Origin of the sequence: Pseudomonas rhodesiae (assembly GCF_007858255.1) — a bacterium.
Taxonomy (GTDB): Bacteria; Pseudomonadota; Gammaproteobacteria; order Pseudomonadales; family Pseudomonadaceae; genus Aquipseudomonas; species Aquipseudomonas rhodesiae.
In genome coordinates this window covers 14,078-28,622 of sequence record NZ_VFEU01000040.1, presented here as the reverse complement: position 1 = coordinate 28,622, position 14,545 = coordinate 14,078, and the positions used below count along the sequence as shown (strand labels likewise).

Annotated in this window: 16 protein-coding genes and 1 pseudogene; 7 read left to right on the top strand and 10 right to left on the bottom strand. The window is 59.1% G+C overall.

What is annotated here, in order from left to right; genetic code table 11:
• The coding region (locus FIV35_RS28150; protein ID WP_146374934.1) for a transposase domain-containing protein at nucleotides 1–97 on the top strand (97 nt) is incomplete at its 5' end.
• Between the two features lie 569 nt (nucleotides 98–666).
• Here FIV35_RS28150 and FIV35_RS28145 read toward each other — a convergent pair.
• Nucleotides 667–1,296: a TetR/AcrR family transcriptional regulator gene (locus FIV35_RS28145; RefSeq protein ID WP_034138750.1), complete on the bottom strand. Its 630-nt coding sequence runs from the start codon at nucleotides 1,294–1,296 to the stop codon at nucleotides 667–669.
• Nucleotides 1,297–1,402: 106 nt separating this feature from the next.
• Here FIV35_RS28145 and FIV35_RS28140 point away from each other — a divergent pair, with 106 nt between their 5' ends.
• From FIV35_RS28140 to FIV35_RS28125, 3 genes are all read left to right on the top strand, one after another.
• Nucleotides 1,403–2,296 carry an NAD(P)/FAD-dependent oxidoreductase gene (locus FIV35_RS28140; protein WP_034138731.1) on the top strand — a complete coding sequence of 298 codons (894 nt, stop codon included), beginning with the start codon at nucleotides 1,403–1,405 and terminating at the stop codon, nucleotides 2,294–2,296.
• 54 nt (nucleotides 2,297–2,350) lie between these two features.
• On the top strand, nucleotides 2,351–2,728 hold the full coding sequence (locus FIV35_RS28135; RefSeq protein ID WP_034138732.1) for an antibiotic biosynthesis monooxygenase family protein: 378 nt from the start codon (nucleotides 2,351–2,353) through the stop codon (nucleotides 2,726–2,728).
• Between the two features lie 249 nt (nucleotides 2,729–2,977).
• A complete protein-coding gene (locus tag FIV35_RS28125; RefSeq protein ID WP_034138733.1) occupies nucleotides 2,978–3,850 on the top strand; it encodes a class I SAM-dependent methyltransferase in 873 nt (290 codons plus the stop codon).
• Between the two features lie 415 nt (nucleotides 3,851–4,265).
• Here FIV35_RS28125 and FIV35_RS28115 read toward each other — a convergent pair whose 3' ends face one another.
• The 6 genes from FIV35_RS28115 to FIV35_RS28090 form a co-directional block, all read right to left on the bottom strand.
• A complete protein-coding gene (locus FIV35_RS28115) occupies nucleotides 4,266–5,588 on the bottom strand; it encodes a purine-cytosine permease family protein (protein ID WP_034138734.1) in 1,323 nt (440 codons plus the stop codon).
• Between the two features lie 111 nt (nucleotides 5,589–5,699).
• Complete coding sequence (locus tag FIV35_RS28110) at nucleotides 5,700–6,674, bottom strand: 5-oxoprolinase subunit C family protein (protein WP_034138735.1); 975 nt, start codon at nucleotides 6,672–6,674, stop codon at nucleotides 5,700–5,702.
• On the bottom strand, nucleotides 6,671–7,543 hold the full coding sequence (locus FIV35_RS28105; protein WP_034138736.1) for a 5-oxoprolinase subunit B family protein: 873 nt from the start codon (nucleotides 7,541–7,543) through the stop codon (nucleotides 6,671–6,673). The genes FIV35_RS28110 and FIV35_RS28105 overlap by 4 nt, the downstream gene beginning before the upstream one ends.
• On the bottom strand, nucleotides 7,540–8,913 hold the full coding sequence (locus tag FIV35_RS28100; protein WP_034138751.1) for an acetyl-CoA carboxylase biotin carboxylase subunit: 1,374 nt from the start codon (nucleotides 8,911–8,913) through the stop codon (nucleotides 7,540–7,542). The genes FIV35_RS28105 and FIV35_RS28100 overlap by 4 nt, the downstream gene beginning before the upstream one ends.
• 10 nt (nucleotides 8,914–8,923) lie before the next feature.
• Nucleotides 8,924–9,169, bottom strand: coding sequence for an acetyl-CoA carboxylase (locus FIV35_RS28095; protein WP_034113616.1), 246 nt, complete (start codon nucleotides 9,167–9,169; stop codon nucleotides 8,924–8,926).
• Nucleotides 9,170–9,263: 94 nt separating this feature from the next.
• Nucleotides 9,264–10,022, bottom strand: coding sequence for a 5-oxoprolinase subunit PxpA (locus FIV35_RS28090; protein WP_034138737.1), 759 nt, complete (start codon nucleotides 10,020–10,022; stop codon nucleotides 9,264–9,266).
• A 125-nt stretch (nucleotides 10,023–10,147) separates the two neighbouring features.
• Here FIV35_RS28090 and FIV35_RS28085 point away from each other — a divergent pair, with 125 nt between their 5' ends.
• Nucleotides 10,148–11,065, top strand: coding sequence for a LysR family transcriptional regulator (locus FIV35_RS28085; protein WP_034138738.1), 918 nt, complete (start codon nucleotides 10,148–10,150; stop codon nucleotides 11,063–11,065).
• Between the two features lie 63 nt (nucleotides 11,066–11,128).
• On the opposite strand, the gene cynS is transcribed toward FIV35_RS28085, so the two are convergent.
• A complete protein-coding gene (cynS, locus tag FIV35_RS28080; protein WP_034138739.1) occupies nucleotides 11,129–11,599 on the bottom strand; it encodes a cyanase in 471 nt (156 codons plus the stop codon).
• 63 nt (nucleotides 11,600–11,662) lie between these two features.
• Nucleotides 11,663–12,319: a carbonic anhydrase gene (locus FIV35_RS28075; RefSeq protein ID WP_034138740.1), complete on the bottom strand. Its 657-nt coding sequence runs from the start codon at nucleotides 12,317–12,319 to the stop codon at nucleotides 11,663–11,665.
• A 98-nt stretch (nucleotides 12,320–12,417) separates the two neighbouring features.
• On the opposite strand from FIV35_RS28075, the gene cynR reads away from it, so the two are divergent.
• Entirely contained in the window at nucleotides 12,418–13,341 is a 924-nt protein-coding gene (gene cynR / locus FIV35_RS28070) for a transcriptional regulator CynR (RefSeq protein WP_034138741.1), read from the top strand.
• 158 nt (nucleotides 13,342–13,499) lie between these two features.
• Nucleotides 13,500–13,682, top strand: a pseudogene (locus tag FIV35_RS28065) (ribbon-helix-helix domain-containing protein); the annotation flags it as partial.
• Between the two features lie 331 nt (nucleotides 13,683–14,013).
• On the opposite strand, the gene FIV35_RS28060 reads toward FIV35_RS28065, so the two are convergent.
• Nucleotides 14,014–14,331, bottom strand: coding sequence for a hypothetical protein (locus FIV35_RS28060; protein ID WP_080761465.1), 318 nt, complete (start codon nucleotides 14,329–14,331; stop codon nucleotides 14,014–14,016).
• Between the last annotated feature and the right edge of the window lie 214 nt (nucleotides 14,332–14,545).

Genomic DNA, 14,545 nt, shown 5'->3' with positions numbered 1-14,545 from the left:
TCCGTACGCCTATCTAAAGGATGTTCTCACGCGTCTACCGACGCAGCGGGCGAGTGAAATCGAGCAGCTGCTTCCGCATAAGTGGCAGCCGGTTTAATCACGCAAGACGTGTTGCCCGGACGCATACCCACGGCCACCGAGATCCGTGTCAGAAATCGCCATTCGCGATCGCTCGCACACCCGGTGCGATCGGGGGCAAATCTGGGGGCATATTTCAGAGTTTTAGAGCTGAAAATATTGCCCTAGAGCCCAGTCAAAATGTTCTTCGGCGACCCCGAGAGTTTGTAACAGAGTTCCACTATGTTTTATAAAGGCTTATAAAACATCAGCTTAAAGCATCTGCAATCCATGGACGTCCGTCCAATTCCAAGGGGTCCGCGGCTCAATGAACAGCGCAACTTCGCCTACGTAGCCGAGATGGTCTTGGCGGCAGGGCCAGACGATAAAACCGTTCGCCGAACAGAGTGCGCAGACTTAAGCTTAAGATCCCGCGAATTGGCCCAGCAATTAAATGCTGGGCCAGGAGGGTGAGTTAAAGCAATGCAGTGGAAAGCATGCCAAAGGCTCCCAGGATGAAGCCGATAAGTGCCCCCCGCCCTGGCGCTTCATGGAACAGAGACCAGTGGTGTCCAGTTAACGACCGACATCAGGCGTTCAAATCAACCGCTAAACACCGTGCGCTGCGATGAACATGGCGACGGCCGACCGGCAATAGGATTCGACTTCATTGTCGTCCTTTGCCTTCGCCTCATCGAAGCGGGCGATCATCAGAAGATCGGACCCTTTGATAAGCGCGGCAAACAAACGGGCAGACTCCAACGGGTCGGGCACATTTAGCATCGCCTCCGCGTGTAAGTGCCGCAACAGGGCCTCGATCTGGGCAATGACATAGGCGGGACCGGCTTCGTAATGGAGCTTGCTCAACGACTTTTGCTTCGCCTTGTCGACCATGATCATGGCCTCAACATTGCGCACTTCCGGACTCAACAGTGTGCGCAGCAGGAATGTCCCCACCGCCATGAGCTGATCTGCAGCCGAGCCGTCGACACCTTCGACAATGGCCTGCGGTGCAAACTGATGGCAGTGGGCCGCGATGGCCGCGCTGAACAGCGCCTCCTTGTTCTCGAAGTGCCGGTAGATGCTTAGCTTGGATATTTTTGCCCGCTGGGCGACCTTGTCCATCGTTGTCGCTTGAAACCCCAACTCCATAAAAAGTTCGCCGGCGGCGTCGACAATCGTTTGGCTGAGCGCCTCGTTGGCTGGCCGGCCGCGCCGGGTCTGGCAAATTTCGGTCATGATAATTCCAGTACTTGACAGTATCTTAACTATGGAATTATGGTACTCGCAAGTACTAGAAAAGTAAAACTCAAGTCCCTTCAGCCACAACGCGGAGCCTATCACCATGAATGACGTCATCATTATCGGCGGCAGTTTTGCGGGTCTTGCCGCCGCTCTACAGCTTGGTCGTGCCCGCCGAAAAGTCACCGTTCTCGATACAGGCCTTCCGCGTAATCGCTTCGCCAAGCACTCGCATGGTTTGCTTGGCCACGATCACAAGCCACCGCAAGAGATTCTGGCCGAAGCGCGGCAACAGCTTGCGCGCTACCCTACGGTCAGTCTTGTCACTGCCCGGGCCGAGAATATCTCTGGAACCATTGACGATTTCTCCATCCTCACTGGCGATGGCGAAAGCCACAGGGCGCGCCGGCTGATCCTGAGTTATGGCGTCGTCGACCAGATGCCTGAACTTCCCGGCTTTGCCGAAGGCTGGGGAACCTCCATCGTACCCTGCCCCTATTGCGACGGCTTTGAAGTTGCGGGCCGGCATTGGGGCCTCGTCTGGTCCGGTCCGCCGTCGCACAACTACGTCAAGCTATACCATGACTGGACCGACACATTGACGGTCTTTGCCAATGGTCACGACATTCCACCCGACATCCGCGCCGATCTGGCGCGCCGCGGCAACCCTGTCGTTGATGGCCGAATCACCGAAATCGAGCATAACGAGAGCCACAACACCACCGTCAGGCTCGACGCCGGCACCTCTGTTGCGGTCGACATCCTATTCGCGCATCCGCGCAACAAGCCCTCCGCACGTCTGCATGAATCACTGGGCCTCGCCACCGTCGATACGCCCCTGGGTACCGCGCTCAAGGTCGACGAGCGCCGCGAAACCACTGTGCCCGGCGTCTACGCTGCCGGCGACCTTGCCAACCCTCTCATGGCATCTGTCAGCACGGCTTCATGGCAAGGCGTGATGGCGGGCATCTTCGCCCAGCAGTCGATGCTGGTTTGAGATCAAGCAGCCCCGAGCACACTAACTTCAATTTCAATAGACGCGAGCGCCACCATGGAAGTCCTAAAAAAATTCAAGCCGCTAGACGATAAATTCCCGTTTGAGCGCCAACTCGGCATCTCGGCTGCGCCAATCGTACTTATCAATATATTTACGGTCGGTTCCACCGACGAAGCGGGCTTCCTGGACGCCTTCAAGGCTGCAGGCGAAACCCTGAAGAAGCAGCCGGGCTTCATCTCCACCCAACTGCACCGAGCGATCGGTGATAGCCCGACCTTCCTGAACTATGTGGTGTGGGAGTCCACCGAGACGCTCCGCGATGCCTTCGCCCACCCCGAATTCGTCGCGAAGGTATCGGCCTATCCGTCATCCGTCGTAGCCACCCCGCACCTGTTCCAGAAGGTCGCCGTCCCCGGCTTCTGCACCGCCTGATTCCGGAAATATACCAGCGATGCGCTCGCGCTGATCGACCGCTGCATCCTCCCCGCGCAGGTCGACGACCGACATCGGTTCGCCGCCCCGCACGCGATGGAGGTCATCCCCGGTGTGGGTCATTTCCTGCACATTGAGGCCCCTGAGGCGATCGCGGAACGGATCACGGCATGGGCCAAGTAACGCCCTTCCCTCCTTGCCTCGATCAAAGGCTAGCTGGTTAAACACTAATCAAAACGAGAAGATGTCATGACAGAGCAAAAAACCTATCAGGGCGCCGACTGGAATGGCCAAAGCGGAGAGTACTGGGTCGCCAACCAGGCCCGGCTTGACGCCATGTTTGCGGTATTTGGCCAGGCCGCGATAGAAGCCGCAGCGCCCGCCACGGGTGAGCGCGTGCTTGACGTCGGTTGCGGCGCAGGCGCGTCCAGTCTGGCTTTGGCTGCCCGCGTCGGCGCGGGCGGACATGTGCTGGGTGTGGACATATCCGAACCGCTGATTGGACGAGCGCGCGAGCTTGCGCCGCAGGATACGCCGGTGCTGTTCCAGGTGGCCGACGCCAGTAACGCCGAGCTGCCTGAGGGTGCGTTTGACATGCTTTTCTCGCGTTTCGGGGTGATGTTCTTCGACGATCCGACAGGGGCGTTCACCCATATGCGACGCGCGCTCCGGCCGGGCGGTCGGGTCGCTTTCATCTGCTGGCGCGGCGTGGCCGAGAACGATTGGGTGCGCCTTCCGATGGGCGCGATCCAGGGCATCGTCCCGCTGACCGCACCGCCTGATCCTGAAGCACCCGGACCATTCTCGTTCGCTGACCGGGGACGGGTGACACGTATCCTGACGGCCGCTGGCTTTACCGATGTCACTTTTGCGCCGTTCGATGTTTCCATCCCGTTCGGTGAAGGCGAGACTCGGGATGCGGCTATCGACGACGCGGTAAGGATGGCATTCGAGGGCGGCCCGCTGTCGCTTGTGCTCGCGCAGCAAAGCGATGACATCCGCACCCAAGCTTCAGCGGCGGTTCGCGCCGCTTTCGCCGGCCTCCCCGGCGAGCGGTCGGTGATGATCGACGGCGCGGCGTGGATCGTCACGGCACGTAATCCGGCAGCCAGCGCCTGTTAGCAGGGATGACGCCCTCCTATGCTCAGTAAAGCAGGGCGCCTTAGATTGATGTCCCTTAGTTTGGTGATCCCTCCCTGGCAAAGTGATAGCGTCCGGTTTTTTTGGCAGGTGGTTGCCGCTTGCCTACGTCCGCTTATGGCCGATTATGTTGGAAGGTCGGCTTCGATTTGCACAGCAAAAAAGTACGCGCCTGAGATTGAAATCTGGATTTTGCGCAGAAGGTTCAGGTGTCTTTCACGTAGTAGCGTGCAAAGAAGATGTTTTCACCTTCACTATTCGCGCGTTTGGGCGAGCAGGCTTTTTCAACGGCATCGGCCAGAAGCGGTCACTGAAAGCCCATCAGCGAATGTGTAATGAGCTTCCCATAGCCGACTCCTTTAGAGCAGGCTGGTACGGGATCAGTGACCGCAAAACTCTACTCCGCCATCCGTAACCGCAACCAGCTACGATGGGATAAGCCTGCTTGCAAGGCAAATGCAACTATCACGGTAGATGGCGCGGAAAAGCTGCTCAGGCCGCCGCCGGAGAACATCAACGCAAGGCCCAATGCGGTGGCGCCAAACCAGGCCATCAAGCCCACAGGGTTAAATGCGACCACCCGTTCGAGCTGTGCCATGTCGCTGCGTCCGTAGACAATCTGCGCCAACGCCACACCCACCCAGGCCACCACGAAAATCCCCTGGTAAGCCAAGGCTTTGAGTAGATACGCGAACACATCGGCGAGCATCAGGCCATATACGATCACCCCGACCACCAATGCCCATACCAGGTACGAACCACGCAGGCCAAACCGTGCAAAAAACGCCTGCATGTTCAGGGTCGCCAAGTAATAGTTGGCGGTGTTGATCCGGGTTTGCGTGGCCCAGACAAACAGCAATCCCCACAGGCCCATCAACTGCAAAATCGCCATCACTACCGAGACTTCGTTCAGGGCCCCTTCGTGGGGAATGCTGCTGACCAGGTAAATGCCCGCCGCGCCGTTGAGCAGAAACGTCACTGCGTAGAACGGCATGCCGAAGTTCCAGCGACCGTGGTACTCGGCGTCTTCAGGCTTGCCGAAACGCGCATAGTCGAAGGTGAACAGCATCAATACCCAGACGCCCATGTAGGCGACAAAACAATCCCACCAGCCGAATGCGCTAGGCGTTGCCGGGCCGAAATCCAGCCATTGCGGCTGGTAGCCATAACGGCTGATCGATAGTCCCACGGCCACCAGCAAACCACCGAGATACACCGGCAACAACACACCGTTGAGCTTGTCCAGCCAGTGCTGCACGCTGCCCAGGATCATCGGCACGCTGTAGAGCACCACCGCCAATGCCGCCAGCGGATAGACCAGTTCCGGGTACAGGTGATTGAGCGCGACGGCGATCACCGAACCTTCGAACACCGCGTAATAGATCGCGGTCGAGAAGAAAATCAGCGTCGCCAGGCACGCCCCAGTGCTGCCGAACAACAGTCGTGAAAACAACGCCACCGACAAACCGCTGCGAATCGCAAAGCGGCTGAGAACGCTGTTGACCAGTCCATAACTGATCACCGACAGGACCATGCCGATCAGCGCATTGCGCGCACCGAACGACAATGCCAATGAAGCACCCACTACGATGTAAAACATCGCACTGCACACCGCCCACCACGCCATGGTCAGAGACAGTCGCCCCATGCGCGCTTCGGTGGAAACAGGATAATGCGCCGGGTCTTGCCCGGTTTGACTCGATTGCGATAAAGCAGCCATATGCGTGAACTCCAAAACCAGTCAATGGTTGAAGCGCGGGCAGCCGTCACCGCACCGAAGTGCGGCGTTGGCGTACCGTTTGGCATGGCCCGCGCTAGACGGCGGGCAGAATCAGGAAGGGAACAGCTTGCTCAGGCAGCTAAGTTTTTTCTTATAGGTACGTCGCGCTTCCAGCGCCTCTTCGAGGGTTACCGCAACAAAGCGGGCCTTCTGGTTGGGTTGCATCTGGCCGATCAAATCGAGGTCGGCGCTGATCACCGTGCCAATCATCGCGTAGCCGCCACCGGACACCGCATCTCGGTGCAGCACGATGGGTTCGAGCCCGGCGGGCACCTGGATCGAGCCGATCGGGTAGCAACTGTCGACGATATTCGACGGATCGGAACCGGCGCCGAACGGCTGCTCTCGGGGCTGAAAGCTCAGCGCGCTGCCGCCCTTGAAGCGATAGCCGATGCGATCGGCTTCCGAACCGACCGTCCACGGCTCGGCGAAAAAGCTTTTCGCCGCCGATTCGGTCAAGCGGTGGTAGTACAAACCGGGCACCACTCGCAGGGTGATTTCGCCACCCAATGATTGCCGTAACGTCATGGGCAAACTGGCCCCGGCGCGGCTCTTGCCACTGGCGACGCCCACCGGCAACTCGTCGCCTGCAATCAGGCGTCGCCCCTGAAAACCGCCGAGCGCGCCTAGCGCATAGGTGGAACGACTGTTGAGCACCACTGGCACATCAATGCCGCCGGCCACCGCCACATAAGCGCGGGCACCAGCCTTGGGAAAATCAAAGCGCAACACTTGCCCGGCCTTCACGGTGAACGCGGTGTCGTGGTGCATTTCCACGCCATCGACCCGAGGCGTCATGTGCGCGCCGCTGACCGCCACCAATGCATCCTGCTGAAACTCCAACTCAGGCCCGAGCAACGTGCATTCCAACCCCGCCAAACCTGCCGGGTTGCCGACCAATTGATTGGCCGCGCTCAAGGCGTATTGATCGAGTGCGCCGGACGGTGGAATGCCCAAGTGGTAATAGCCTTCGCGGCCCAGGTCTTGTACCGAAGTGGCGAGGCCGGGTTTGAGGACCTTAATCATGCCAACACCTCCTGCAGCGACTTGGGATAGCCAACGGGATCGGCGAGGAACGCGTCCAGCGAAAACTCCACCGGCCGAATCCGCAGATCAAAGCAACCGGCATCCACTTCCGCCACCGCGTGGTCGTAAGCCTCACGGTCCATCGGTTTGAACTGCACGATGTCGCCTGGACGGAAAAACACCATGTGATCTTTCAGGTACGCGAGGTTCTGTTGCGGGTCGTAGATCGGCGCGGGGGTCACGCCAAACATCTGATAACCGCCGGCGCCGCGCACCGAGTAAATGCAACCAAAGCAACCGCCATGGCCCAAGGTCAATTTCGGCGTGTCGGTGCGTGGACGCAGGTACTTGGGCACCTGCAACTGACGCTCGCGCTCAACCATCTGGAACATGAACGGCAACCCCGCAACGAAGCCGACCATCGAGACAAACCACGGCGCGCCACTGTGGGCCGCGATGAACGCATCGACGTCGGCCAAACCATTGATGCGTGCGGCGTATTCCAGGTCCGTGGCGCTCGGGTCTTGGTGGCGGTCGCGAAAACGCATCAGCGTTTCGTGAGTCCAGGGATCGTTGTAGAGCACCGGAATTTCGATAATCCGCGTCTGTAAGGTGCGCTCGGCGACGGCTCCGGCCTCGGCGGTTTTTACCGCTTCAAGCAAGGTGTGCGGGGCGATGCGATCCGGGTCGAAACGAATCTGGAACGACGCGTTGGCCAGGCAGATATCGAGCACGCCATCCAGCGCCAGCCGTTCCACGGCGCGGGTGACGGCCAGTCCTTTGAAAAACGCGTCCAGGGACATGCTGTCGCTGACTTCGGCAAATAAATGCTCATCGGCGCCAAAGCTGTAGCGGATGGGCGTACTCATGCTTCACCTCCGCTGCGGCGCTCGGCCAGCCAGGTTTCCAGGGTGCCGGTGTGAAAGTCGGCGCTGTGCAACCACGGTTGTTCCAACAACTCACCGTGCAACGCCAAGGTGTTGGCCATACCGGTGAGCGTGGTGTTCGCCACCGCCATTCGCGCTCGGGCCAGAGCTTCGGCGCGATCCGCACCGTGAATAATCAGTTTGGCCAGCAGCGAGTCATAGTACGGCGGCACCCGGTAGCATTGAAACAGATGCGTATCGACACGAACGCCCTCCCCTTGCGGCCAGATCAGTTGCTCGACCAGGCCTGGACTCGGGAAGAAGTTCCGTGCCGGGTCTTCAGCATTCAGGCGCATTTGCAGGGCGGCGCCGTTGAGTCGAATGTCGCTTTGCTTGAAGCCCAGCGGCTCGCCGCCAGCGATGCGCAACATGGCCTGGACCAGGTCGATGCCCGTGATCAGTTCGCTGACCGGGTGCTCCACCTGAATCCGCGTGTTCATCTCGATAAAGAAAAACTCACCGGTAGTAACGTCATACAGGTATTCCAGGGTGCCGGCGCCCTTGTAACCCAGGGATTCAGTCAGACGTACCGCGCTGGCGCACAGCGTTTCCCGTTGCTGCTGGCTGAGGACTGGCGATGGCGCTTCTTCGAAGATTTTCTGCCGGCGCCGTTGCAGCGAACACTCGCGCTCAAACAAATGCACGGCGTGCTGACCGTCGCCCAGCACTTGCACTTCAATATGCCGGGCCCGGCTGATAAACCGCTCCAGGTACACCGCACCATTGCCAAACGCCGCTTGGGCTTCGCGCTGGGAACGAGGGAATTCTTCGCTCAGCTGCTCGGCGTTTTCCGCCAGCCGAATACCGCGCCCGCCGCCACCGGCCGAAGCTTTGATCAACAGCGGGAAGCCAACGGATTCGGCAGCCTTGAGCGCCGATTCAACGTCGAACAGTTCATCCGGCGAACCCGGCACCACCGGCACGCCGGCGGCTTGCGCCGTGCGCCGCGCCTCGGCTTTATCGCCCATGCGCCGGATCGTCTCCGCGCTCGGGCCGACAAAAATGGCGCCGGCAGCCACCACCGCTTCGGCGAAGTCGGCGTTCTCCGACAGAAAGCCGTAACCGGGATGCACGGCGTTGGCGCCCGTGGCGCTCAAGGCGCCGAGCAAGGCCTCGACATTCAGGTAACTTTTGTCGGCACGGGCCGGGCCGAGAATATGCACCTCATCGGCCATGCGCGCAGCCTGGGAGTCGACGTCCGCCTCGCTGCACGCGGCAACGGTAGGAATGCCCAGTTCCTTGGCAGCGCGGATGATCCGCACGGCGATCTCGCCACGGTTGGCAATCAGCAATTTATGAATGGCGTGAGTCATGATCGTGCCCTCACTCGCCATCGAGTGTTGCGACGACTTGACCCGGTTCCACCGGATCACCGTCTTCTACCAAAAAGGCATTGAGGCGACCGGCCGTCCCGGCGGTCAGTTCGGAGAACTGCTTCATGACCTCGATCAGGCCAATCACCGTGTCGGCGCTGACCTGCGCGCCGACCTCGACGAAGTTCGCCGATTCCGGGGTAGCTTTGCGGTAGAAGGTCCCCGGCAACGGGGTGATTACAGTGTGTTCGGCCATGTCTGTTCCTCTTGGAATAGTTGTAGAAAGGCAGGCAAAAAGTAAATCGGTGAGTCAACCCTGGCGTCTGTGCGCCAGGTGTTTTCATTCGGTCTCAGCGCGGTGCTCGGACCTTTATGCCCGCGCCATCAAGTGCACGACGCGTGGCTTCGACCAACGCCAGGGCACCCGGCGTGTCGCTGTGCAAACAGATGGAGTCGAACTCAATCGCCAGGTCCTCGCCCTCGACGGTGCGCACCACGCCTTGTTGGCAAGCACGCAGCACTCGCTCGGCGACGAAGGCCGGGTCGTAAGCTCGCACGTTGCGGGTGAAGACGATGGAGCCGCTGAGGTCGTATTCGCGGTCGGCGTAGAACTCGCGGACCACCGGTTGCCCCAGTTCCGTGGCAACCCGCCAGATCACCGACTCGGGCATGCAATACAGCAGCAACTCCGGTTCCAGACGTTGGAGGTTCTGCACCAGCAAACGGGCAGCCTCTTCGTCCCGGGCCAGATGCATGTAGAGCGCGCCGTGGGGTTTGATGTGTTGCAGGGCCACGCCTTGAGCCCGGGCGAGTTCACGCAAGGCGCCCAACTGATAGAGCATGTCGTCGACCAGTTCTTGGGCCGGTGCATTGATGTGCCGACGGCCAAACCCCACCAAGTCGCGAAACCCCGGATGCGCGCCGATGGCTACGCCCAGGCGCTTGGCCTGCTCGACGGTGCGGCGCATGGTGCCGGGATCACCGGCATGAAAACCGGTGGCAATGTTGGCCGAACTGATAAAGCCCATCAGCTCATTGTCGACACCATCGCCGATGGTCCAAGGGCCAAAGCCTTCACCCATGTCCGAGTTGAAATCTACTGCCTGCATGACGCTTGCTCCCGACGCTTGTGACTTCATACTGGCCAAGTTAAATTCCTGCCTACCCCTTGGGAAGATCTATTATCAGATAGGCCATCTTCTGGAAAACAGATACCTCATCGTCCGGAGTGCTAATGTCCCTGACCCTGCGCCAAGTACGCTATTTCGTCGCTACCGCCGAGATCGGGCAAATCTCTCAAGCCGCAATTCATCTGAATATTTCCCAATCCGCAGTGACTACGGCGATCAAGGAACTGGAAGGCATTCTCGGCACGCTGTTGTTCCAGCGCTCGGCCCAGGGCATGAGCCTGACCGACGCCGGGCGGCACTTTTTGAACCGGGCCTACGTGATTTTGCGCAGCGTCGATGACGCGTTGAACAGCCCGTTGCCGGATATCCGCGCCAGTGGCGTGTTGCGCTTAGCGGCAAGCTACACGGTGATCGGCTATTTCCTGCCGCACCATCTGCAGCGCCTGGAACACTGGCATCCGGACGTGGCGATTGAAGTCCATGAACAGGAACGGCAAGCGATTGAACAGGGCTTGTTGGAAGGTCGTTTTGATATGGCCGTGGTGCTCACCGCCAACCTCACGCACCCGGACATCGTTTCAGAGATTCTCTTCAACTCCGAACGGCGGTTATGGCTGCCCAGCCACCATCCGCTGTGCGAGCGCTCGGCGGTCAGTCTCGCCGACGTCGCGAAAGAACCCTACATCCTGCTGACCGTCGACGAAGCCGAACAAAGCGCCATGCGCTACTGGGAACATGCGCATCAGCAGCCAAACGTGCGGGTGCGTACCAGCTCAGTCGAAGCGGTGCGCAGCATGGTCGCCAATGGCAGCGGCGTGGCAATCCTCTCAGACTTGGTGCACCGCCCCTGGTCATTGGAAGGAAAACGCATCGAAACCCTGACAGTCACCGACAAGGTGACGCCGATGAGTGTCGGATTGGCGTGGCATCGCGAGCGCGAATTCAGCCTGGCAATGCAGGCTTTTCGTAACTATTTCCACGATGCATTTTTGGCACCGCAACAGCTGTCTGCGCGCCGCTGAAACAGCAGACACACCCTATGCGTGGCCCGAGCCCCTAGCGGCCTCGGGCCAAGTTTCATTCAATCAGAACGGTTTGGTAGGCAGGTACTTACCGTCCAGCGTGATGACGGCACGCGAACCGCCGTCTGGGTCGTCCACTTTTTTGACATCCAGTTTGAAGTTGATCGCGCTGATAATGCCGTCGCCAAACTTCTCGTGGACCAGCGCCTTAAGCGTGGTGCCATACACCTGAATCATCTCGTAGAAACGGTAGATGGTCGGATCGGTCGGCACGCCATTACCGATGCTGCCGCGTACCGGGATGGTTTGCAGCAGCAGCACGGCATCCGCATCGAGGCCCAGGGTGTCGGCGACGACTTGGGCGGCGTTAGCCGGCAGCGGGTGCTGGCCAAGCAAGGCGGCGGTGACGAAGGCTTCGTGCAGGCCGGTGCCTTCGGCGATCTGGGCGAACGATAGGTCTTTACGAGCTTTGGCCAAGAGGATGACGTCGGTCAGGGCAAGGCGAGTGGTTTGGCTGATTTGCGACTGGATCATGGGGATTTCTCCGTGAGTAAAAAAGGGGCGTAGGCTTGCCTGCGCTGCAGGTACCTGGGTACTTCAGTTGGAGCGAGGTGTTGCCGGGATGGCGGCGCTCACTGGGTAGTCGGCCAAGGCTACGAACGTGCCGGTACGGCTGTCGAAAGCCTGGATGCAGCCGCTTTCGATGTCGTAGACCCAGCCATGCAGCGTCACGCGTTTTTCTTCAAGGGCCAGGCGCACAGACGGGTGCGTCTGGAGATTGGCCAACTGTGCGATCACGTTTTCGCGCACCATGGATGCGACTTTGGCGGGCTGATCGACGTGCTTGCGGGCTTCGTTGACCACTCGGCCGGAATCGGCGTAGCGCAACCAGCCGGCCACCGCAGGCATATGGTCCAGGCAGGTGCAGGTGGCGATGGCCGTCATGGCGCCGCAATCGGAGTGGCCGCAGATCACGATGTCGCTGACTTGCAAGGCAGCGACGGCGTATTCCACCGAGGCCGACACGCCGCCCGGCTCAGGGCCATAGGACGGCACGATATTGCCGGCATTACGGATCACAAACAGATCGCCCGGCTCACGCTGGGTGACCAGCTCCGGCACCAGGCGACTGTCGGAGCAGGAGATGAACAACGCACGAGGGTTTTGCTGATTGGCCAGGTCTTTGAACAGACCGGCCCGCTTGGGAAAGGCATTGCGCTGAAACTTCAGAAAACCATCGATGATGTCTTGCATGGGATAACTCCTTTGCTCGCATTGCGATGAACCAAGATTACGGCGCCCTCAAAATAAGGTAAAAGTCTTAGATATGATCAACTGCATCAGATAATCTTATGGAAACAAACAAGCTTGCGCGCCACCTTCAATACTTTCTCGCCGTCGCGGAACATCAAGGTTTCACTAAGGCGGCAGCGGCCCTGCATGTCTCGCAACCGGCGCTGTCACAGCAAGTTCGACAACTGGAAGAAAGCCTGGGCGCTCAGCTGTTTGATCGTTCAGGGCGCAAGACCCGCCTCACCGACGCCGGTGAGGTCTACCTGCGTCATGCGTTGCGGGCGGCGCAGGAACTACAGCAAGGCAAACGGGCCATCCACGATGTGGGCGATTTGAGCCGGGGCACCTTGCGCATCGCCGTCACACCCACCTTCACCACGTACCTCGTCGGGCCACTGGTGGACGCCTTTCACAGTCGCTATCCCAACATCACGTTGACCGTGCGTGAAGTTGCCCAGGAACAGATGGAGAACCAACTGCTGGCTGACGAGCTGGATGTAGGCATCGCCTTTGACGAGGTACACGCGCCCGACATCGACGCTTACCCCTTGCTGGTGGAAACCCTGGCGCTCGTGGTGGGCAGCCAACACCCGTTGGCAGGCCAGTCGTCCATCGGGCTGGAAGCGCTGAACAGCGAATCACTGATTGTGCTGAGCAAAGAGTTCGCCACCCGCGACCAGATCGACCGCTATTGCAACCAGCACGGTATCCGCCCGCGTGTAGTCATGGAGGCCAATGTGATCGGCGCCTTGATTGAGGTGGTGCGCAGGACTGCCTTGTCGACACTCTTGCCGGCTGCGATTGCACGGGCCCATCCCGAGTTGGTGGCGATTGAGCTGGCCCCGCAGCGCTTGCAGCGCACGGCGGTGTTGATGCAGCGCAAAGGGGTGTACCCCTCGGCGGCGGCGCGGGCGTTTATCGACGTGGCCAAAGCCGTGGCCGTAGCCCTGAATGATCATGAACGGGCAAACGCAGCCGATTGAGGCGCGTGGGCTGGCCTGCGAGCGCGCTGCGGGCTCCTCACTCCTCGTCCCTGGCCGCACCCGTACGACGCGTTTCATCAGACCCAAGCCTTTAACCATTTAGTCGCAAGCAAAAACGGCATGATATGCCAATGATCGAAGTTACGGCTTACCGAAAAATGGAGTTCATTGGGGCAACGAGAAACGTTGTGCTCACCGCTCACCAGGAACAAGTTATCCATGACTTTGATCAGTCTGGCAGCTATCAAAATGCAAGCGAAGTGATGCGAGAAGGTCTACGTTTATTGGAGCAGCGCGTCGCCCAAGACACCGCTAAAATTGAGGCCATGCGTCAACTGACTCTGTGGGCATATTTTAGATTTTTTGAGCTGAAAATATTTTCCTAGAGCCCTGTCGAAATGTTCTTCGGCGACACGAGAGTTAGTAACAGAGTTCTACTATGCTCTATAAAGGCTTATAAAACATCAGCTTACAGCATATTTACTCCATGGACGCCCGTCCAATTCCAAGGGGTTCCGCGGCTCAATGAACAGCGCACCTTCGCCTACGTAGCCGAGATGGTCTTGGCGGCAGGGCCAGACGATAAAACCGTTCGCCGAACAGAGTGCGCAGACTTAAGCTTAAGATCCCGCGAATTGGCCCAGCAATTAAATGCTGGGCCAGGAGGGTGAGTTAAAGCAATGCAGTGGAAAGCATGCCCAAGGCTCCCAGGATGAAGCCGATGAGTGCCCCCCGCCCTGGCGCTTCATGGAACAGAGACCAGACAACAACAGGCTCGAGAAGCAACAGAGACGTGACTGATACCACGGTGACGATCCAGATATCACCGACCGCAACGTAACCGAGCCAGTATGCTGCCAGTAGACAAATTCCTGCAAAACACATTAGCACCACGGGAAGCGCTAGTGTTTCCCAGGAAGCGCTACCTGTTTGGGCAAGCTTGGCGACTACCACCTCACTGTAGATTGCACAGAACTCACCGACCACCATCAAGCCTAGAGCAGAAACTCCGAGTAGTTCTTTGGACATATCAAAAACTCCTTCGTATTTAGAGCAATATTTTTCAGCTCCCAGCTGGTGATGCAGCTGACCAGAAGCTCGTTGCTGGAATACGAAGCAGCCTTGAATAAGCCTGAATTACCGAAGTACTTTCCCATGCTCTTGTCCTTCAAAGGGTGTGAGTCTCAGCGTCAAACTAAGACAC

Coding starts and splice junctions, on each gene's coding strand:
- FIV35_RS28140 (WP_034138731.1), top strand. CDS start 1,403: ATGAATGACGTCATCATTATCGGCGGCAGTTTTGCGGGTCTTGCCGCC.
- FIV35_RS28100 (WP_034138751.1), bottom strand. CDS start 8,913: ATGACTCACGCCATTCATAAATTGCTGATTGCCAACCGTGGCGAGATC.
- cynS (WP_034138739.1), bottom strand. CDS start 11,599: ATGATCCAGTCGCAAATCAGCCAAACCACTCGCCTTGCCCTGACCGAC.
- FIV35_RS28115 (WP_034138734.1), bottom strand. CDS start 5,588: ATGGCTGCTTTATCGCAATCGAGTCAAACCGGGCAAGACCCGGCGCAT.
- FIV35_RS28090 (WP_034138737.1), bottom strand. CDS start 10,022: ATGCAGGCAGTAGATTTCAACTCGGACATGGGTGAAGGCTTTGGCCCT.
- FIV35_RS28060 (WP_080761465.1), bottom strand. CDS start 14,331: ATGGTGGTCGGTGAGTTCTGTGCAATCTACAGTGAGGTGGTAGTCGCC.
- FIV35_RS28110 (WP_034138735.1), bottom strand. CDS start 6,674: ATGATTAAGGTCCTCAAACCCGGCCTCGCCACTTCGGTACAAGACCTG.
- FIV35_RS28125 (WP_034138733.1), top strand. CDS start 2,978: ATGACAGAGCAAAAAACCTATCAGGGCGCCGACTGGAATGGCCAAAGC.
- FIV35_RS28075 (WP_034138740.1), bottom strand. CDS start 12,319: ATGCAAGACATCATCGATGGTTTTCTGAAGTTTCAGCGCAATGCCTTT.
- FIV35_RS28135 (WP_034138732.1), top strand. CDS start 2,351: ATGGAAGTCCTAAAAAAATTCAAGCCGCTAGACGATAAATTCCCGTTT.
- FIV35_RS28095 (WP_034113616.1), bottom strand. CDS start 9,169: ATGGCCGAACACACTGTAATCACCCCGTTGCCGGGGACCTTCTACCGC.
- cynR (WP_034138741.1), top strand. CDS start 12,418: ATGGAAACAAACAAGCTTGCGCGCCACCTTCAATACTTTCTCGCCGTC.
- FIV35_RS28105 (WP_034138736.1), bottom strand. CDS start 7,543: ATGAGTACGCCCATCCGCTACAGCTTTGGCGCCGATGAGCATTTATTT.
- FIV35_RS28085 (WP_034138738.1), top strand. CDS start 10,148: ATGTCCCTGACCCTGCGCCAAGTACGCTATTTCGTCGCTACCGCCGAG.
- FIV35_RS28145 (WP_034138750.1), bottom strand. CDS start 1,296: ATGACCGAAATTTGCCAGACCCGGCGCGGCCGGCCAGCCAACGAGGCG.